We start from the raw sequence: 18,834 nt of genomic DNA, 5'->3' as shown, positions 1-18,834 counted from the left end.
TCCGGGGCATGACGACCCCCACCTACCGCATCGCCCCCTCCATCCTGTCCGCCGACTTCGCCCGCCTGGGCGACGAAGTGAAAAACGTGCTCGCCGCTGGCGCCGACTGGATCCACTTCGACGTGATGGACAACCATTACGTCCCCAATCTGACCTTCGGGCCGATGGTTTGCCAGGCGCTGAAGAAGCACTCGGTCAAGCCGGATGGCACGCCCGCCCCGATCGACGTGCACCTGATGGTGTCTCCCGTGGACGCGCTGGCGCAGGCGTTCTGCAAGGCCGGCGCCGACCTCGTGAGCTTCCACCCGGATGCCTCGACGCACGTGGACCGCACGCTGCAGCTCATCCAGGCCGAGGGCGTCAAAGCGGGCCTCGTGTTCAACCCGGCCGAGCCGCTGGACGTGCTGGAGTGGGTGATCGACCGCGTCGACCTGATCCTGATCATGAGCGTGAACCCCGGCTTCGGTGGCCAGAGCTTCATCGACTCGGCGCTGCGCAAGATCGAGAAGGCCCGCAAGCTCATCGACGCCAGCGGGCGCGACATCCGCCTCGAAGTCGATGGCGGCATCAAGATCGACAACATCCGCCGTGTGGCCGACGCGGGCGCCGACACCTTCGTCGCCGGCAGCGCCATCTTCAACACGCCCGACTACGCCCGCGTGGTTGACGCGATGCGCACCGAACTGGCGCGCTGATCCGGTCCGACCCGGTCAGACGCACGGCGCTTGTTCCAGCGCAAGATTCGTGTCTGGTGCCGGGCCCGGCCAAGCCTGGCGTCAGGTTGAGGCTGACACTGCGAATTTTTCAATTTCGGAGTGAAAAGCATGCCTCAGCAATCCACATGGCGCCGCGCCGCCGGCCTCGCTGTCCTGACCGGCTGGATGACGATGGCTGGCCCGCTCGCGCAGGCGGCTTGCCTGAGCGACGCTGAAGTGACACGGCTGGTGGCGTCCCTGCAGGTCCGCCGGCAGGTGGACACGCCCGAGGGTCTGAGCGCCGCCGATGCGGCCTGCACCCGGGCCAAGTTCAACGCCTCGCTGGAAGCCGCGCACGGCCGCCCGGTCGGCTACAAGGCCGGCCTGACCAACCCGGCCGTGCAGAAGCGCTTCCAGGCGACCGCGCCGGTGTGGGGCGCGCTGTATGCGCCGATGCTGCTGAAGGACGGCGCGATCGTGGACCCCGCGTTCGGCGCCCGTCCGCTGTTCGAGGCCGACCTGCTCGTGCGCGTCAGCAACGCGCGCATCAACCAGGCCCGCAGCGTCGAGGACGTGCTGCAGTCGATCGACCAGGTGATCCCGTTCATCGAGCTGCCTGACCTGATGGTGGACACGCCGGCCAAGATCAACGGCAACGTGCTGGCCGCGGTGAACGTCGGCGCGCGCTACGGTGTTGTCGGCACGCCGATCCCCGTGCAGCGTACCGCCGAGTTCAGCCAGGCGCTGCGCGACATGCAGGTCGTCGTCTCCGGCAACGGCGCGGAACTCGACCGTGGCCGCGGCTCGGACGTGCTGGAGCACCCGCTCAACGCGGTGGTCTGGCTGGCGCAGGCGCTGCAGGCGGACGGCGTGAAGCTCAAGGTCGGCGACGTGCTCAGCCTGGGCTCGTTCTCGAAGCTGATGCCGCCGAAGCCGGGGCTGGCGGTGCAGGTGCGCTACAACGGCCTGCCGGGCAATCCGGCGGTGCAGGTGCAGTTCCGCTGACCCGTTGAGGCGGGGCGGGCGCGGGGATCACAATGCCGGATCGGGTCGGCATCGATCCGCAGGAGACCCCGCATGCTTGCCGAGAAGACCCCCCCGCAGGGCGCCCGGTCATGGGCTGACGCCTGGACCGAGGCCCCCCCGATCACCGCCCACGACGGCCCGCCCGCGTCCGAGCGTCAGCGACCGCTGGCGCCGCTGCGGGTGCTGGACCTGTCGCGGCTGCTGCCTGGCCCGATGGCGTGCCGGCACCTGGCCGATCTGGGCGCGCAGGTGCTCAAGGTCGAGCCGCCGCTGCCCGGCCGCCCTGGTCTGCCGGGCGATGACGCGGCCTACATGGGGCCGGGTGAAGACGGCGTTTCGCACTTCTACCGCGTCGTCAACCACGGCAAGCGCCGGCTGGTGCTCGACCTGAAGCAGCCGGACCAGCTCGCCACGCTGCGCGCGCTGGTCGCCGAGGCGCACGCGGTCGTCGAAGGTTTCCGGCCCGGCGTGATGGAGCGGCTCGGCCTGGGCTACGAGGCGCTGCAGGCGATCAACCCGGCCACCGTGCTGACCAGCATCAGCGGCTACGGGCAGGAAGGCCCGCTGCGGCTGGCGGCCGGGCACGACCTGAACTACCTGTCGCTGGCCGGCGTGGTCGACCAGACGCGCACGCCCGACGGCCGCCCGGTCTTCAGCCACCTGCAGATCGCCGACCAGCTCGGCGGCGCGCAGACCGCGGCGATCGGCACGCTGGCCGCCGTGCTCGGCGCGCAGTGGACGGGGCAGGGGCGCTGGGTCGACGTGTCGATGACCGACGCGGTGCGCCAGCACCAGGTGATCCTCGGCACCGACGCGCTGGCTGACGGCGAGTCGCCCGCACCGGGCGCGTCGCTGCTCAACGGCGGCGTGCCTTGCTACAACCTCTACCGCTGCGCCGACAACCGCTGGCTGGCGGTCGGGGCGCTGGAGCTGAAGTTCTGGCAGGGCGTGTGCGCGGTGGTCGGGCGCGAGGACTGGGCGGCGCGGCACTGGAGCCTGGGGGAAGCGCCGGGCAGCGAGGCGGCGCGGGGGCTGATCGACGAGCTGGGGGCTCTGATCGCCAGCCGGCCGCTGGCGGTGTGGGTCGAGCGGTTCGCGGGCGCGGATTGCTGCGTCACGCCGGTGCTGGGCGCGCATGAGGCGCTGTTCGGGCGGGCGCCGGTGACGCGGGACGAGGGGATGCAGCGGTTGACGGCGCCGGCGCTGACGTTGCGCTGAGTTGTTTCAGCAGGAGGGTATTGGGCTTGACTCCAGCTACCCACCCGATCAGGCAATACTCAGAACTTCGAGGCCTCTGAATTCCTCTTCGCTGCGGCCTCGGCCTTGCTTTGCGCCTTGAATTTTTGCAAGAGGTCGTTCCGGATATACCGGACTTCCATCGTGAATCCGAGGTGCGGAGCATCCATTTCGATGAGGGTATCGGCCGGGCGGAAACTTGCGAACTGATCGCCGACAAACGGATGCTGTTGCGCAGATACTTTGTACTTTTTGCTCAGGAACTGGAAGATGGCATCGAACCGATGTTTTCCCATGTCCATGAACACGCCAGCGAGTTTCTTCTGGTCATCGAAAACGTACAAGACGCTGGTGAGGCCTTCAATATCATAGACCGCACCATCCGTCTTCAACATTTCTCCGCCGGAGTACTTGTTCGTGCCAGACGGCTCAAGCTCTGTTTTCTTCGATAGAGTTTCCCTGAGTTGTTCGACTGTTGTGACGCCGATCTCGAAACCAAGTACCTGTGTGCCGGCATGCGCCAGCGCTGTCGTGCAAAGTGCGATGGCGATGAAGAACGAATGAATTTTGCGCATTGGAATCTTGGTATAGCTCAAGTCCGACAGGCGCCTAGAAAAAAGCGCCTTTTCACGGCGCACCCTAACGATTGAGTTGACCGGGCGGCGCGAATTCATTCAAGCTCCGCCGAGCAATCAACTTGCGAAACGAGCTGCCGCGCCGCTCCGGTCCAACGATTTGTTAGGCCGGATTAGGCCAGATAGAGGTGCCAGAATCGGACTCCGATCGCCCGGAGCAATAAGCCTCGATTCGCCGTGCGTTCAATCAACGCAATCTAATTACGTGATCGGATTACCGTTGTCGTCGTAACCAATCGTTATCGCTGGCCCGTCAGGAATCGCTCCCAGTGTCAGCCAGGGCACTGTCATGATGGTGCTCCACTTGAAGCTGCGCGCTTCAAATACGGGCGAGGTCGATATCGCACGCTTTTTCACCGCTCCTCCGAGCGAGTCGATAAAATACACGGTGTCGGATATCTCGCTCTTGGCGAGATAGCTTCCTGGTACGATCGGATCACCCTTCGGTGCGCCGTCAATCAGGGCGTCGATTGTTGGCGATTCCTGCAGGACGCCATCAAACACGCCGTTAAGAGTGTCGATGCTCTGAACGTAGCGAAGCGTGTCTTGATCGAAGTAATACACCTCGTCTCTGCCGACTTTCTTGTACAACTTGCCGGTTATCAGTTTCGTGCTCATGTTCTTCTCCTAATGCCAGTCGGCATTGTCAGTAATGGCGTTGACTCAGTGCCCGGACCTGTACCTCGACCATAGTCACGCCGAGCCTAAGGCCGTCGACTTCCGTTTTGAACTGCTGCGCTCACCGCACGGCCTAACGTAATATCGACGTCACGCCTTGCCGGCGTAACAACCACGATGCTGCGTATCATCTTGTGGGCGACGGAACGTAAGTTCGCGCTGAGATTGAAGTTTTTTTCTGCGTTACATGGTTTCACTCCCGTAAAGCAGGCTCAAAGCCTGCACTGCTGGCGTAACCTGTTACGCCGTCAAAGCCATGCGAGCATAGTTTTTCATTTCGATTTCACGCGTGAAAGAATTCACGCTCAACATGGTTCCGTCTCGAACCGGACGAGATTTGATCCCCGCATACTTTTCACCCTGCCGGCGACCCCGCGCGCCGACGCTGAAGCGGCACTGAACCGTCTCGCTTGTTGCGCCCAGTTACTGAAACAAGTTGTTTCGGATCAAGTGCCCTGCAGATTCGCCTGCGCAAGATGGTTTTTGACGGAGAGCTGCAACTCCCGTCGCACAGGAGCCTGTCATGCGCACACCGAACACCCACCCCGTTCCCGCCCTGCGGCGGATCTCCACGGCGCTCCTCGCGCTGGGCCTGGCGGGATCGGCGCTGGCGGCGCCCCTGTGCCGCGCCCCCGCGAACCTGCTCGCCAACCCCGGTTTCGAGAACGGCCGTCCCTCCCCAGGCGGCAACCCGCCCGGCTGGACCTTCCAATCCGCCTACAGCGGCGCCCTCGGTACCTGGGACACCGCGGTCGCGCACACTGGCCGGCGCAGCGTGCGCATCGACGCCACGCGCCCCGAAGACAGCCACTGGCTGCAGAGCGCGGCGGTCCCGGTCAACACGCCGCTGTTCCTCGGCGGCTGGATCAAGTCCGACAACCTCCAGCGCCACGACCAGCCCACCAGCCCCGGCGCCACCATCTCCGTGCTCGGCCGCTGGGACCAGCCCGCCCCCACGCTGGGCACGACGCCGTGGCACCCGGTCGGCATGAGCTTCATCACCGACACCAGCCCGCTGCTGGTCTCGGCGCGGCTCGGTTTCTGGGGCGGGCTGGCCACCGGCACCGCCTGGTACGACGACCTGACGCTGGTGCCACGGGTCGCCGAGGTGCCGCACCCGCGCTGGAAGATCCTGGTGCTGGTCTATCCGCAGACGGACGCCGTCATCACGCAGCCCGATGGCACGGCGCGGCATGTGCAGGGACAGGCTTCGCCGACCGAAGTGACGCAGGCCCTCGCGCATGCACGCCTGTTCGTCGAGCAGGACATCCCGGCACTGACCAGCGGCAACATGCTGCCGACGCTGACGGTGCGCACCGCCAGCCGGCCGATGCAGACGCTGTCGCCGGACGGTGACATGCGGTGGTGGCCGGATGCGCAGGCGGATGCGGAGCCCGGTTTCGATTCGGTCATCGTGCTCTGGGAGCCGCGGGTGCGCGACACCGCCACCGGCGAGTCGCTCTGGCTGGGTTCCAGCTTTGGCGGGATGCAGTACCGCGGCACGCGCCAGACCTACACGACCGTCACGCTGCCGTACGCCGGCCCCAACGGCAACCGCAATGTGTACAAGCTGCACTGGGGCGCGTCGATCCTGAGCCATTTCGAGACGCTGCAGCGCACGCCGCAGCCGACCGTGCCGCCCGTCACGATGGCGTCGCGGTATGTCCACTGCCAGACGGGTCAGCAGTACGTCTGGCTAGACGAGACGCTCGACCAGCCCACCCCCAACTCGATCTACAGCAACCAGGCTGGTTTCACGCACGACTACTACTCCGGCACGGTGGCCCGCGCCGAGGCACCGGCGGTGTGCCTCGGCATCGGCCCGCAAGCCTGGGCCTGGGGCGGACCAGTGACGCACTCGGGGACTGCTCCGGTGTTCACGGCGCCCGAGCGTGTGGAGGCGCTGGTCTCGCAGGTGCAGGCACTGCGGACGGCCGGCATGCTCGGCCCGCGTCCGGCCCAGACCCTGCAGGCCGAACTGCAGGCGGCCCGCCGGATGCTGAGCCTGCCCCGTGCCAGCCACCAGGCCAGCGGGCCGCTGCAGGCGTTTTCGCGCCAGGTGGAGGCACTGGTGCACAGCGGCCGGCTGTTGCCCCAGGCCGGCGCGCTGCTGATCGAGGCGGCGACGGCGGCGATCGGCTGCGTCTGAGGGACCGGCCCCCACGCCGACAGCCACCACTCCGCCCGGATGGCCGCACGGAGTCGATGCGCACAAATTGTTTCAACTCAATGCTGGCGCGTGGAAAAGTGCACAGGATGACCTTGCGCAGGGGCACTGTCACCCCTGTCGAACAGGAGGTTGTCATGCGCTCTTCGGTCCGTTCTGTCCCGCCCGCCCCGCGTCTGCTCTCGACCGCGCTGCTGGCGGTCGGTCTGCTGGGCTCCGCCCTGGCGGCACCCTTGTGCCGTGCACCCGCGAACCTGATCCCGAATGCCGGGTTCGAGGGCGGCGCCTTCTCGCCCGGCGGGCGTCCGACCGGGTGGGAGTTCGAGTCCTGGTCGACCACGGCGCTGGGCACCTGGGACAACACCACCGCCCACAGCGGGCGGCGCAGCGTGCGCATCGATGCGCGGTCGCCCGATGACGCACTCTGGCGGCAACCGGTGGCCGCGCCGGTCAACGTGCCGCTGTTCCTGGGGGGCTGGATCAAGTCCGACAACGTGCAGCGCGGGGCGGACCAGCCGGGCAGTCCGGGCGCGACCGTCTCCGTGCTGGGCCGCTGGGACCAGCCGGCGCCGACGCTGGGAACGACGCCGTGGCATGCCGTGGGCATGAGCTTCCTCTCGGACACCAGCCCGCTGCTGGTGGCGCCGCGGCTGGGTTTCTGGGGCGGGCTGGCTTCGGGGACCGCCTGGTATGACGATCTGGTGCTGGTGCCGCGGGTGGCCGATGCGCCGCATCCGCGCTGGAAGATCCTGCTGCTGGTCTATCCGCAGACCGACGCGGTGATCACCCGCCCGGACGGCTCGCCCCGCCATGTGCAGGGCACCTCGTCGTCCGCCGAACTGACCAAGACCGCCGAGCAGGCCCGGCTGTTCGTCGAGCGCGACATCCCGGCGCTGACCAGCGGCAACATGCTGCCCACGCTGACCATCCGCCATGCGCGCCAGCCGATGAAGACGCTGTCGCCGGTCGGCGAGGGCTGGTGGCCGGCGCAGGGCGATGTGCTGTCGGAGCTGGACCCGGCCTTCGACTCGGTGATCGTGGTGTGGGATCCGCGGGTGAAGGACGTGGCCACGGGCGAGTCGCTGTGGATCGGGGGCGGCGCCGGGCTGACGCAGGCACGCGGTGTCAGCCAGACCTACACGACGATGAGCGTCGAGTACGCCGGCGTGAACGGCCACCGCAACGTCTACAAGCACGAGTGGGGGCACTCGATCCTGTCCTACTTCGAGGCGCTGCAGCAGACCCCGCAGCCCACCGTGAACAACCACGCCACCGCCTCGCAGTACGTCAACTGCAAGACCGGGCAGTACTACGTCTGGCAGGACGAGACCGAGGCGCAGCCGATCCCGAACTCGATCTACAGCAACACGGCCGGTTTCACGCACGACTACTACTCCGGCACCGTCGCCCGCGCCGAGGCGCCGCAGACCTGCCTCGGCATCGGGCCGCAGGCGTGGGCCTGGGGCGGGCCGGTGACGCACTCGGGCAGCGCGCCGGTGTTCACGGCCGCCGAACGGGTCGGGGCGCTGATCGGGCAGGTGAGCGCGCTGCAGACGGCCGGGATCCTCGGGCCGCGACCGGCCCAGGTGCTGCAGGCCGAGCTGCAGGCGGCACGGCTGGTCCTGCGCATCCCGCGTGCCAGTGCGCAGGCCCGCTGGCCGCTGGCCGTCTTCTCGCGCCATGTGCAGGCGCTGGTGGCCCGCGGGCAGTTGCTGCCGCAGGCGGGGACCCTGCTGATCGAAGCGGCAACGGCCGCCAGCGGCTGCGTTTGAGCGACCTTGTTCACGCGCGGCGTGTCCGCTGAACGGCGTTGCGTCGATAGACTTCCCGGCACTTCAGATCCGGGGAGTTCGATTGACCACAGCGACAGCGACAGTCCTCACGACGGAGGCGGTGCTGGCCCTGGCGCCGGACGATGCCTCCGCCAAGGCGGCCCGCGGACTGCTGGCCCCGGCGAAGTGGCCGACCCTGGGCCACGACACCGCGGCGGCCTGGGGCGAGTGCCAGGGCAGCGGGTCCAAGCCGTATCAGACGCAGGTCGATCTGAGCGGTCCGGTGTTCAAGTGCTCGTGCCCGAGCCGGAAATTCCCTTGCAAGCACGGGCTGGCGCTGCTGCTGCTGCGCGCCCAGGACACCAGCCGCTTCACCACGCCCGCCGAGCCGCCCGAGTGGGTGCGCGCCTGGCTGGAAGGGCGGCGCGAGCGGGCTGAAAAGCAGGAACAGAAGCAGCAGAAACAGCAGAAACAGCAGGATGCCGTCTTGGTGGCGGCATCGGCCCCGACGGCCAGCGGCGATCCCGCTGCCGCACCGATCCCCGACACCACCAACGCCCGCCAGGACAAGCGCTGGCAGCGCATCGATGCGGGCCTGGAGGAACTGGCGCGCTGGCTCGCCGACCGGGTGCGGCGCGGCCTGGCGGTGCAGACCCGCGAGAGCGCGGGCGAATGGCAGACGATGGCCGCCCGCATGGTCGATGCACAGGCAGGGGCGCTGGCCGGCTGGCTGAACGCGGCGGCGGCCGAGTCCGACAGCGCCGCGCTGCTGGCCCGGCTCGGGCGGCTGCAACTGCTGATCGAGGCGGTGCAGCGGCGGGCGACGCTGGACGCGGGCGTGCTGGCCGATGTGCGCGCCACGCTGGGCTGGCCGCTGGACCGCGACGAGGTGCTGGCGCGCGGCGAGGCGGTGGACGATGTCTGGCGCGTGGACGGCCAGATCGTCGAGGAGCGCGAACAGCGGCTGGTCGAGCGCCGCGTCTGGCTGTCCGGGCGGCGCAGCGGGCGGCGGGCGCTGCTGCTCGATTTCAGCCACGGCACGACGGGCTTCGAGACCAGCTGGATCACCGGGCAGGCGCGGGCCGGGCGGCTGGTGTTCTTTCCGTCGGCGACGCCGCTGCGGGCCTTGTCGGTGCAGCGCGAGGCGGTGCCGGACTCCAGTGACGGCGAGGCGCATGTGCCCGCCGGGTGGGACGACGAACTCGACCGCGCGGCGGCGGCGATGGCGGCACACGCTTGGCTGCCGCTGTGGCCGCTGCGGCTGGCGGGGGCGACGATCCGGGTGGTCGAGGACGACGTCTGGGCCTGCGGCGACGTGCACGCGCTGCCGCTGAACGTGCCGGTCGAGCAGGTGCCGACGCTGCTGGCGCTGGCCGGCGGCGGTCTGGTCGATCTGCACGGCGAGTGGGATGGCCGGACGCTGCGGCTGCTGACGCTGCGCAGCAACGAGGGCGTGTGGCAGATCGGCCGCATCGAAGGAGGCGCACGATGACGGGGCCGATGATGGACCGGCTGTTGCCGATCGCGCTGGTGGGCACGGAGCGCTCGCCGGGGTTGCGGGCGCTGCTGCGCGAGGGGCCGGCGCCGTTGACCGGGTTGATGCAGGCGCTGGCCACGGCGCCGGAGGACGACGCCACCGTGTTGCTGCGGGCCGCGGGTGTGTTGGCGGTGGCGCATCGAGTCGGTGGTGGACTGGCCTTGGCGGAGGCACTGCCCGAGGCACCGGCTCCCGCTCGGCCAGACACTCGTCCGGCCTTGTCTGCCGAGCCGCACCAGGCGCTCCTGCAGCGTTTGCTGGGAGAGGACGTCCCCGACAGCCTGCGCCATGAGGCCCTGTCGCTGGTCGCGCAGCGCGGCTGGCGGCTGCCGGCGGCGCTGCTGCCGCCGATGCTGGCGCTGGCGTTGCGGCTGCCGATGCTGCGGCCGGCGGTGGGCGCGGTGATGGGCGAGCGCGGGCGCTGGCTGGTGCAGCAACAGCCACGCTGGCGTTCGATCGTCGAGCGTCCGGCCGAACCCACCGAGGAAGACTGGGCGCACGGCAGTGGCGCGGCCCGGCTCGCGTTCCTCAAGGACGAACGCCGCCGCGACCCCGACGCCGCCCGCGAGCGCCTGACCGCCGAGCTGGCGTCGCTGGCCGCTCGCGAGCGCGCCGAGCTGGTCGAGGCGCTGGCGGTGGGCCTGTCCGCGGCGGACGAGCCGCTGCTGGTCAAGCTGCTGCGTGACCGGGCGGGTGACGTGCGCACGCTGGCGGCGCAACTGCTGCCGCGCTTGCCGGACAGCGAGCAGTCGGCGTGGCTGGCGGGGCAGTGGTCGGCGCTGCTGCGGGTCGAGTCGGCGTGGCTTGGGTTGAAGAAGCGCTGGCATGTCGAGCCGCCGACTGCCGAAGACCCGGCGTGGAAAACCCGCGGGCTCGACACGCAGCGCCCGCGCCACGACGGCCTGGGCGAACGCGGCTGGTGGCTGTACCAACTGGCGCGGCTGACGGCGCCCGCGTTCTGGCCGGCGCACATGGCGATGACGCCGACCGAGCTGATCGACTGGGCGCGGGGCACGGACTGGAAAGACGCGCTGCTGCGCGGCTGGCGCGAGGCGGTGCTGGCGGCGGCGGGTTCGGCAGGCGTGGCCGGCGAGCCGGACGCGCAGCCCGGTGCGGTCGATGCGCGCTGGCTGCTGGCGCTGCTGGACTGCCGCGAGGCGCCGGGCTGGCCCGCGCACGAGGTTACCGCGCTGCGCAGCCACCTGCCGCTGGCCGCGCGCACGGCGCTGTGGCGCGAACGGGTGGGCGGCGCAGCCGCGGACGTGGCCGGCGAGGTGGTGCGCACCTGCGCACAGCCGCTGATCGACGGCCGCCCCGAACAGGCCGGTCAGCTGGATCCTGCGCTGGCCGCGTCGCTGTCGGCCGCGATGGTGCGCGAACTGACCGACCTGTTCGCCGGTCGCCACGCCGACGAGCGCCGCGCGCTGGCCTGGCTGGACACCGCGCCCGAACTGATCGCCTGGTTGCCGCTGGCGTGCCTGGGCGCTGTGGAAGCACTGCCCGAGCCCGCTGCCCTGGACCCGAATGCCAGCGCCACCACGTCGACCTGGCTGCACCACCGGATCGCGCCGCTGCACGACCGGCTGCAGCAGGCCGTGGCGCTGCGCCGAGCCTTTCATGCGCTGCCCGTGGCGGCGGTTTCTTCCTCCACCGATTTCCGCTGAATCACGCTGAACATGACCGACACCACTTCAACCGCCGTCCTGCGCCGCCACGCCGAGCACCAGTACGCCGAGGAACTCCACGAACTGCGCCGCACCGACCGCCGCCAGCGCCCTGACCACTGGGAGCTGTCGCCGTGGGCGGTGGTGACCTACCTGCTCGGCGGGCGGCTCGACAACGGCTTCGAGGTCAGCCCGAAGTACATTGGCGCGCGCCGGCTGATGGAGATTGCCGTGGCCACGCTGGCGACTGACCGCGGCCTGTTGCTGTTCGGCGTGCCCGGCACCGCCAAATCGTGGGTCTCGGAACACCTCGCCGCCGCGATCAGCAACGACTCGACCCTGCTGATCCAGGGCACCGCCGGCACCGGCGAAGAGCAGTTGCGCTACGGCTGGAACTACGCCGAGCTGCTCGCGCACGGCCCGTCCGAGAAGGCGCTCGTGCCCAGCCCGCTGATGAACGCGATGCGCACCGGCCGCATCGCCCGCATCGAGGAGCTGACGCGCATTCCCGCCGACGTGCAGGACTCGCTGATCACCGTGCTGTCGGAGAAGACGCTGCCCGTGCCGGAACTCGGCAGCGAGGTGCAGGCGGTGCGCGGCTTCAGCGTCATCGCCACCGCGAACAACCGCGACAAGGGCGTCAACGAGCTGTCGAGCGCGCTGAAACGGCGCTTCAACACGGTGATCCTGCCGGTGCCGTCGAGCGAGGCGGAAGAGCTGTCGATCGTCGTCAAGCGCGTCGCCGAGATGGGCCGCGCGCTGGACCTGCCCGCCGAGCCGCCCGCGCTGCGCGAGGTCAAGCGGGTGGTGCAGATCTTCCGCGAGCTGCGCAACGGCCAGACCGAGGACGGCAAGACCAAGCTCAAGAGCCCGAGCGGCACGCTGTCCACCGCCGAGGCGATCTCGGTCGTCAGCAACGGCATGGCGCTGGCCGGGCATTTCGGCGACGGCGTGGTCGGGGCGCCGGACCTGGCGTCGGGGCTGCTCGGCGCGGTGATCAAGGATCCGGTGCAGGACGCGGTGGTGTGGAAGGAATACCTGGAGACGGTCGTGAAGGAACGCGGCGACTGGAAAGACCTGTACCGCGCCTTCCGCGACCACGGCTGATCCCGATGAGCACGACGCCCGAGGTTCGCCTTTTTGGCATCCGCCACCACGGCCCCGGCTGCGCGCGCAGCTTGCGCCAGGCGCTCGACGAGTGGCAGCCCGACGCGCTGCTCGTCGAAGGCCCGCCCGAGGCGGATGCGCTGCTCCACCACCTCGCCGACGCGGCGCTGGTGCCGCCGGTGGCGCTGCTGGTCCACGCGCTCGACGTGCCGCAGCGGGCGGTGTTCTACCCGTTCGCGCGCTTCTCGCCGGAGTGGCAGGCGCTGCAGTGGGCGGTCGGGCGTGGGGTCACGGCGCGGTTCATTGACCTGCCGCGGGCGCATGCGCTGGCGCTGGATCAGGCGGAAGCCGAGGTGCCGGTCGAGCCCACCGAACCACGCCGCCCGCGCAGTGACCCCTTCGACGACTTCGCCCGCGCCGACGGCCACCCGGACGGCGAGAGCTGGTGGAACCGCTGGGTCGAGGAACGTGGTGACGACACCGGCATCTTCGCCGCCATCGCCGAGGCGATGACTGAGATGCGCCGCGACGAGCCGCCGCCCGACGACCGCGAGGCGCAGCGCGAGGCCCACATGCGCCAGTGCCTGCGCGCGGCGCGCAAGGAAGGCTTTGCGCGCATCGCCGTCGTCTGCGGCGCGTGGCACGTGCCGGCGCTGCAGGACGGTGTGTCGAGCGTCAAGGCCGACGCTGCAACGCTCAAGGGCCTGCCCAAGCTCAAGGTGCAGGCGACCTGGGTGCCGTGGTCGCACCGGCACCTGACGCGCGCGGGGTATGGCGCGGGTGTCGTCTCGCCGGGCTGGTACGACTTCCTGTGGCAGCACGACCCGGACCGCCACCCCCGCGCCGCCGGCTGGCTCGCCAAGGTCGCCACGCTGCTGCGCGCCCACGAGATCGACTGCTCCAGCGCCCACGTCATCGAAGCCATCCGGCTCGCCGACACGCTCGCCACGCTGCGCGGCCACGCGACGCCGGGGCTGGCCGACCTGGACGAGGCCGTGCGCAGCGTCATCGGGCAGGGCGACGACGCGGTGCTCGGCCTGATCGGGCACGCGCTGCACGTCGGCGAGGCGCTCGGCACGGTGCCGGCCGATGTGCCGATCGTGCCGCTGCAGCGCGATGTCGAGGCGCAGCAGAAACGCCTGCGCCTGAAGGCCGAGGTGGCGCAGCGGGTGCTCGATCTGGACCTGCGCCAGCCGAACGACCTGGAGCGCAGCCGGCTGCTGCACCGGCTGCGGCTGCTCGACCTGGACTGGGGCGTGCCGGATCGCGGCAGTCGCGGCGCGAAGGGCAGCTTCCATGAGACGTGGCGGCTGCAGTGGGCGCCCGAGTTCGCCATCACGCTGATCGAGGCGAGCCGCTGGGGCACGACGGTCGAGGCCGCCGCCAGCAGCCGCATCGCCGACCGCGTGGCACAGGAAACGTCGCTGCCGGTGCTGGCCGCGCTGGTCGATGACGTGCTGCGGGCGGACTTGCCGGGCGCGGTGCAGGCGGTGACGCAGGCGCTGGACCGGCTCGCAGCGGTCACCGGCGACACGGCGCAACTGCTGCAGACGCTGCCGCCGCTGGCGCATGTCTTCCGCTACGGCGACGTGCGCGGCACCGACACGGCGCAGGTCGGCGTGGTGCTCGACCACCTGATCGGCCGCGCCGCGATCGGCCTGCCGCTGGCCTGCGCGGCGCTGGACGACGAGGCGGCGCATGCGCTGCGCGAGCCGCTGCTGGCCGCACACGCCGCCGTGGCCCGGCGTGCCGGTGACGATCAGACCGCGGAATGGCGTCGTGCGCTGGCCGGGCTGGCGGCGCTCGACTCGGCGGCGGCGCTGCTGCGCGGGGTGGCGATGCGGCTGCTGCTGGACGACGGTGTGGTGAACGCCGACGAGGCCGGCATTGCGCTGCAACACCAGTTGTCCCGCGCCACCGACCCGGCCGCAGCGGCGTCGTGGCTCGAAGGTTTCCTGAACCGCAACGCGCTGGTGCTGCTGCACGACGCGCGGATCTGGGCGCTGATCGACGGCTGGCTTGCCGGGCTGGGCGACGCACATTTCCAGCAGGTGCTGCCGCTGGTGCGCCGCAGCTTCGCCGAGTTCAGCCGCAGCGAACGCCGCTCGCTCGGCGAACGCGCCGCGCAGCCGCCGAAGGTCGCGGCGAGTGGTGCGGCGGCGGACGGGCCGGTCTGGAACGAGGTGCGGGTGGCGCGGGCGCTGCCGCTGCTGCATCAACTGCTCGGCTTGCCGAGGGAGGCGATTTCGCATGACTGATGGCATGAGTGACGACCAGAGCCCCGCCACGTTGACCCGCCTGCAACGCTGGCGCCTCGTGCTCGGCGAGGAAGCCGACGGCACCTGCGGCAGCCCGAGTGGCGCCGCGCTGGAGATGGACCGCGCGCTGGCCGCCCTCTACGACGCCGACGGCCCCGGTGGTCTGGGCAAGCGCACGGCGGGCAAGGGCCGCGGCGCGCCGACCGTGGTGCGCTGGCTGGGCGACATTCGCCAGTATTTCCCGGCGTCGGTGGTGCAGGTGATGCAGCGCGACGCCCTGCAGCGGCTGAACCTGAACGAGATGCTACTGCAGCCCGAGATGCTCGAAGCGGTGCAGCCGGACGTGCATCTTGTGGCCAGCCTCGTCTCGCTGTCGCGTGTGATCCCGGCGGGCACCAAGGACACGGCGCGGCGCGTGGTGCAGTCGGTGGTCGACCAGCTCATGAAACGCCTGGAGGAGCCGCTGCGCTCGGCCGTGACCGGCGCGATCGACCGCAGCGTGCGCAACCGCCGCCCGCGCCACAGCGAGATCGACTGGCACCGCACCATCCGCGCCAACCTGCGCCACTGGCAGCCCGAGCTGCGCACCGTCGTCCCCGAAACACTGATCGGCCATGGCCGCAAGTCGCGCCGCCCGCAGCGCGAGATCATCTTGTGCATCGACCAGAGCGGCTCGATGGCGGCCAGCGTCGTCTATTCGAGCATCTTCGGCGCGGTGCTGGCGTCGCTGCCGGCGGTGGCGACGAAGCTGGTGGTGTTCGACACCGAGGTGGTCGACCTGAGCGATCAACTGGACGACCCGGTGGAACTGCTGTTCGGCGTGCAGCTCGGCGGCGGCACCGACATCGGCCGTGCGGTCGCCTACTGCCAGAGCCAGATCCGCGACCCGCGCAACACGATCTTCGTGCTGATCTCGGACCTGATCGAGGGCGGGGTGGAGCAGCGGCTGCTGCAGCGCGCGGCGGAGATGGTGGAAGCCGGGGTGCAGTGCGTGGCGCTGCTGGCGCTGAGCGATGAAGGGGCGCCGAGCTATGACCACCAGCTCGCGGCGAAGCTGGCGGGGTTGGGCGTGCCGTCGTTCGCGTGCACGCCGGATGCGTTTCCGGGGCTGATGGCGGCGGCGATCCGGCGCGAGGACGTGGCGGGGTGGGCGGCGCAGCAGGGGTTGGTGGCGAGCCGGGCAGTGAAGACGCCGTGACGCCGTGACCTTGTCCCGTGTGGCTGGCGCTCAGTCCCGCCCCGCCAGCACCCGCTCCGACAGCGACAGCTCCCCCCGGAACGCTTCCTTCACCCGCCAGACCTGCGCCGGCCGGTGTGCCCCACCGACCGTTTCGCCCACCATCGGCTCCAGCATGCCCAGCTCGTCCATCCGCCGCCGGAAGCTCACCTGGTTGACCCGCTCGCCGAGCACCGCCTCGTAGACCAGCTTCAGCTGCGGCAGCGTGAAGCGCTCGCCGCAGAGGTGCACCGGCAGCGACGAGTACTGGCTCTTCGAGCGCACCCGTGCCAGCGCCTGGCGCACGATCTCGGCGTGGTCGAAGGGCAGGGGCGGCAGGCGATCGACCGGATGCCATTCCACCGCCGCCGGCGCTCCGTCGTCCGGCGCCATCGGTGGCACCAGCGCGTAGTAGACGACCGACACCGACCAGCCACGCGGATCGCGGTCCGGGCCGCTGAAGGTGGCGAGCTGCTCCAGGTAGGGGCTGTGCAGGCCGGTCTTCTCGCGCAGCATCCGGGCTGCGGCGTCGCGGGTACCCGAGTCCTCGGTGGGGCGGACGAACCCGCCCGGCAGCGCGAGTGCTCCCGCGTGCGGCGCCCGGTCACGGACCAGCAGCGCGACCTGCAGGCCGTCCGCGGTCAGAGTCAGCAGCACCACATCGACGGTGCAGAGGATGGTCGGGCTGTGCACAGGAGGGTGTGGCATGGCATGGATCCCCAGATATTCTGTCTTATTTGCAATGCTGTACTAAGTGCCTTATCGTGTCTGCATCTTGTGGTCCCGAGGTGCATCATGACGGCATTCCACCTGCTCCTGATCGACGCGCAGAACGACTTCTGCGACTTGCCGGCGCCCGCCCGCCCCGCCTTGCCCGTGGCGGGTGCCGACGCCGACCTGCACCGCGTGGCCGCGTTGGTGCGCGAAGCCGGCGATGCACTCGACGCCATCACGCTGACACTCGACAGCCACCATGCCTACGACGTGGCACACCCTGGTTTCTGGTGGGCTGACACCTGGGGTGCCGAGGTGATTCCCTTCACGCAGATCACCGCCGCCCAGGTCCGCGCCGGCCAGTTCCAGCCGCGCGACCCCGCCGCGCTGCCGCGCACGCTCGCCTACCTCGACGCGCTGGAAGCCCAGGGCCGCTACACGCTGATGGTCTGGCCGGTCCACTGCGAGGTCGGCACCTGGGGCCACCAGCTCCACGACGCCGTGCGCGCGGCCTGCGCCGACTGGGAACTGCGCCGCCAGCGCGCCAGCCATGTCGTCTTCAAGGGCCTGAACCCGTGGACCGAGCACTACAGCGCGCTGCAGGCCGAGGTGCCCGACCCGACCGATCCGGAAACCGGCCTGAACCGCGCGCTGATCGCCCGGCTCGACACACCCGGCCGGTTGCTCATCGCGGGCGAGGCGGGCAGCCACTGCGTGCGCGCCACCGTCGAGCACCTCGTGGCGCACCTGCCCGACCCGACGTCCGAGCGCCTGTCCCGCCTCACGCTGCTGACCGATGCGATCAGCCCGGTCGGCGGTTTCGAGGCGCAGCAGGCTGCGTTCTTCGAGGACATGCGCCAGCGCGGCGTGCGGCTGGCGACCTGTGCCGAGGTCATCGCCGAGATGAAAGCCTGAGATGGACACCCCTGCTGTGATCACCAGCCTGCTGGAAACCGACCTCTACAAGTTCACGATGTGGCAGGCGCTGCTGCACCGCCACCCGGCGACGCAGGCCGAGTACCGCTTCGTCTGCCGCAACCCGGGCGACGCGGTGTTCCCGCTGTCTGAGCTGCTGCCCGAGGTCAACGCCGCGCTCGACCACCTCTGCACGCTGCGTTTCACCGAGGACGAACTGGCCTACCTCGGCGGGCTGCGCTACATCAAGTCCGACTTCGTCGACTTCCTGCGGCTGTTCCAGTTCCAGCGCGCCTTCATCCGCGCCTGGGCCGAGGGCGACACGCTGCACATCGAAGCGCGCGGGCCGCAGGTGCATGTGATGGGGTTCGAGATCCCGGTGCTGGCGCTGGTCAACGAACTCTATTTCCGCCGCTTCGACGCCGCCGCCGCGCACGCCGAAGGCCGCCGCCGCCTCGCGCTGAAGATCGACCAGATCCACGCGCTGGCGGACGAGCCGGCACGCCGCCACCCCTTCGAGCTGTTCGAGTTCGGCGTGCGCCGCCGCTTCTCGGGCGCGTGGCAGCGCGAGGCCACCGCCACGCTGCAGCGCGAGCTGCCCGACGTCATGAAGGGCACCTCCAACGTCCACCTGGCCCGCACCCTCGGCCTGACCCCCATCGGCACGATGGCGCACGAGTACCTGCAGACCTACCAGGCGCTCGGCGTGCGGCTGCGCGACTTCCAGAAAGCGGCGCTGGAGGACTGGGTGCAGGAGTACCGCGGCGACCTCGGCATCGCGCTGACCGACGTGGTCGGCATGGACGCCTTCCTGGCCGACTTCGACCTGTATTTCGCCAAGCTCTTCGACGGCCTGCGCCACGACTCGGGCGATCCGTTCGTCTGGGGCGAGAAGGCGCTGGCGCACTACGCGAAGCTCAAGATCGACCCGCACACGCGCCGGCTGGTCTTCTCGGACGGGTTGACGGTGGACAAGGCACTGGCCCTCTACCGCCACTTCGCCGACCGCGTGCAGCTCGGCTTCGGCATCGGCACGCAGCTCAGCAACGACGTGGGGCTGCAGCCGCTCAACATCGTGATGAAGCTGGTACGCGCCAACGGCCAGCCCGTGGCCAAGCTCAGCGACAGCCCGGGCAAGACGATGTGCGAGGACGAGACGTTTCTGGCGTATCTGCGGCAGGTGTTCGGGGTGGGACAATCCGTTTGATCCGACG

15 protein-coding genes are annotated in these 18,834 nt (G+C 70.0%); 12 read left to right on the top strand and 3 right to left on the bottom strand.

Features of this window, described 5'->3' with window-relative positions; translation table 11 throughout:
• The first annotated feature begins 8 nt into the window (after positions 1-8).
• The 3 genes from rpe (at position 9) to BDD16_RS07035 (ending at position 2,939) form a co-directional block, all read left to right on the top strand.
• Positions 9-695 carry a ribulose-phosphate 3-epimerase gene (gene rpe, locus BDD16_RS07045; protein ID WP_179633290.1) on the top strand — a complete coding sequence of 229 codons (687 nt, stop codon included), beginning with the start codon at positions 9-11 and terminating at the stop codon, positions 693-695.
• Between the two features lie 129 nt (positions 696-824).
• Positions 825-1,700 carry a 2-keto-4-pentenoate hydratase gene (locus BDD16_RS07040; protein ID WP_246332483.1) on the top strand — a complete coding sequence of 292 codons (876 nt, stop codon included), beginning with the start codon at positions 825-827 and terminating at the stop codon, positions 1,698-1,700.
• Between the two features lie 72 nt (positions 1,701-1,772).
• On the top strand, positions 1,773-2,939 hold the full coding sequence (locus tag BDD16_RS07035) for a CaiB/BaiF CoA transferase family protein (protein ID WP_179633289.1): 1,167 nt from the start codon (positions 1,773-1,775) through the stop codon (positions 2,937-2,939).
• Between the two features lie 59 nt (positions 2,940-2,998).
• On the opposite strand, the gene BDD16_RS07030 is transcribed toward BDD16_RS07035, so the two are convergent.
• A complete protein-coding gene (locus tag BDD16_RS07030; RefSeq protein ID WP_179633288.1) occupies positions 2,999-3,631 on the bottom strand; it encodes a hypothetical protein in 633 nt (210 codons plus the stop codon).
• Between the two features lie 162 nt (positions 3,632-3,793).
• Positions 3,794-4,210, bottom strand: a complete 417-nt coding sequence (locus tag BDD16_RS07025; RefSeq protein WP_179633287.1) for a hypothetical protein — start codon at positions 4,208-4,210, stop codon at positions 3,794-3,796.
• 583 nt (positions 4,211-4,793) lie between these two features.
• Here BDD16_RS07025 and BDD16_RS07020 point away from each other — a divergent pair.
• The 7 genes from BDD16_RS07020 to BDD16_RS06990 all read left to right on the top strand — a co-directional run bounded on the left by BDD16_RS07020 (position 4,794) and on the right by BDD16_RS06990 (position 15,973).
• On the top strand, positions 4,794-6,419 hold the full coding sequence (locus BDD16_RS07020; protein WP_179633286.1) for a hypothetical protein: 1,626 nt from the start codon (positions 4,794-4,796) through the stop codon (positions 6,417-6,419).
• A 155-nt stretch (positions 6,420-6,574) separates the two neighbouring features.
• On the top strand, positions 6,575-8,209 hold the full coding sequence (locus tag BDD16_RS07015; RefSeq protein ID WP_179633285.1) for a hypothetical protein: 1,635 nt from the start codon (positions 6,575-6,577) through the stop codon (positions 8,207-8,209).
• Between the two features lie 82 nt (positions 8,210-8,291).
• On the top strand, positions 8,292-9,701 hold the full coding sequence (locus BDD16_RS07010; RefSeq protein ID WP_179633284.1) for an SWIM zinc finger family protein: 1,410 nt from the start codon (positions 8,292-8,294) through the stop codon (positions 9,699-9,701).
• Positions 9,698-11,410, top strand: coding sequence for a DUF5691 domain-containing protein (locus tag BDD16_RS07005; RefSeq protein WP_179633283.1), 1,713 nt, complete (start codon positions 9,698-9,700; stop codon positions 11,408-11,410). The genes BDD16_RS07010 and BDD16_RS07005 overlap by 4 nt, the downstream gene beginning before the upstream one ends.
• 12 nt (positions 11,411-11,422) lie before the next feature.
• On the top strand, positions 11,423-12,517 hold the full coding sequence (locus tag BDD16_RS07000) for an ATP-binding protein (protein WP_179633282.1): 1,095 nt from the start codon (positions 11,423-11,425) through the stop codon (positions 12,515-12,517).
• A gap of 5 nt (positions 12,518-12,522) precedes the next feature.
• Positions 12,523-14,775, top strand: a complete 2,253-nt coding sequence (locus tag BDD16_RS06995; protein WP_179633281.1) for a DUF5682 family protein — start codon at positions 12,523-12,525, stop codon at positions 14,773-14,775.
• A gap of 4 nt (positions 14,776-14,779) precedes the next feature.
• On the top strand, positions 14,780-15,973 hold the full coding sequence (locus tag BDD16_RS06990) for a VWA domain-containing protein (RefSeq protein ID WP_218897722.1): 1,194 nt from the start codon (positions 14,780-14,782) through the stop codon (positions 15,971-15,973).
• Positions 15,974-16,003: 30 nt separating this feature from the next.
• Here BDD16_RS06990 and BDD16_RS06985 read toward each other — a convergent pair whose 3' ends face one another.
• Complete coding sequence (locus tag BDD16_RS06985) at positions 16,004-16,699, bottom strand: NUDIX hydrolase (protein ID WP_179633279.1); 696 nt, start codon at positions 16,697-16,699, stop codon at positions 16,004-16,006.
• An 87-nt stretch (positions 16,700-16,786) separates the two neighbouring features.
• Here BDD16_RS06985 and BDD16_RS06980 point away from each other — a divergent pair, with 87 nt between their 5' ends.
• Together BDD16_RS06980 and pncB are read left to right on the top strand one after the other, a co-directional pair.
• Complete coding sequence (locus BDD16_RS06980) at positions 16,787-17,620, top strand: cysteine hydrolase family protein (protein WP_179633278.1); 834 nt, start codon at positions 16,787-16,789, stop codon at positions 17,618-17,620.
• Between the two features lies 1 nt (position 17,621).
• Entirely contained in the window at positions 17,622-18,827 is a 1,206-nt protein-coding gene (gene pncB / locus BDD16_RS06975) for a nicotinate phosphoribosyltransferase (RefSeq protein WP_179633277.1), read from the top strand.
• Positions 18,828-18,834 lie beyond the last annotated feature (7 nt).

This window comes from Sphaerotilus montanus, from assembly GCF_013410775.1.
Classification (GTDB): Bacteria; Pseudomonadota; Gammaproteobacteria; order Burkholderiales; family Burkholderiaceae_C; genus Sphaerotilus; species Sphaerotilus montanus.
The sequence above is the reverse complement of the archived record's forward strand: the minus strand, read 5'-3'. Positions and strand labels throughout refer to the sequence as shown.

Excerpts from the sequence above, each read along its gene's own strand:
- rpe (WP_179633290.1), top strand. The coding sequence starts at position 9 with ATGACGACCCCCACCTACCGCATCGCCCCCTCCATCCTGTCCGCCGAC.
- BDD16_RS07040 (WP_246332483.1), top strand. The coding sequence starts at position 825 with ATGCCTCAGCAATCCACATGGCGCCGCGCCGCCGGCCTCGCTGTCCTG.
- BDD16_RS07035 (WP_179633289.1), top strand. The coding sequence starts at position 1,773 with ATGCTTGCCGAGAAGACCCCCCCGCAGGGCGCCCGGTCATGGGCTGAC.
- BDD16_RS07030 (WP_179633288.1), bottom strand. The coding sequence starts at position 3,631 with ATGAATTCGCGCCGCCCGGTCAACTCAATCGTTAGGGTGCGCCGTGAA.
- BDD16_RS07025 (WP_179633287.1), bottom strand. The coding sequence starts at position 4,210 with ATGAGCACGAAACTGATAACCGGCAAGTTGTACAAGAAAGTCGGCAGA.
- BDD16_RS07020 (WP_179633286.1), top strand. The coding sequence starts at position 4,794 with ATGCGCACACCGAACACCCACCCCGTTCCCGCCCTGCGGCGGATCTCC.
- BDD16_RS07015 (WP_179633285.1), top strand. The coding sequence starts at position 6,575 with ATGCGCTCTTCGGTCCGTTCTGTCCCGCCCGCCCCGCGTCTGCTCTCG.
- BDD16_RS07005 (WP_179633283.1), top strand. The coding sequence starts at position 9,698 with ATGACGGGGCCGATGATGGACCGGCTGTTGCCGATCGCGCTGGTGGGC.
- BDD16_RS07000 (WP_179633282.1), top strand. The coding sequence starts at position 11,423 with ATGACCGACACCACTTCAACCGCCGTCCTGCGCCGCCACGCCGAGCAC.
- BDD16_RS06995 (WP_179633281.1), top strand. The coding sequence starts at position 12,523 with ATGAGCACGACGCCCGAGGTTCGCCTTTTTGGCATCCGCCACCACGGC.
- BDD16_RS06990 (WP_218897722.1), top strand. The coding sequence starts at position 14,780 with ATGAGTGACGACCAGAGCCCCGCCACGTTGACCCGCCTGCAACGCTGG.
- BDD16_RS06985 (WP_179633279.1), bottom strand. The coding sequence starts at position 16,699 with ATGCCACACCCTCCTGTGCACAGCCCGACCATCCTCTGCACCGTCGAT.
- BDD16_RS06980 (WP_179633278.1), top strand. The coding sequence starts at position 16,787 with ATGACGGCATTCCACCTGCTCCTGATCGACGCGCAGAACGACTTCTGC.
- pncB (WP_179633277.1), top strand. The coding sequence starts at position 17,622 with ATGGACACCCCTGCTGTGATCACCAGCCTGCTGGAAACCGACCTCTAC.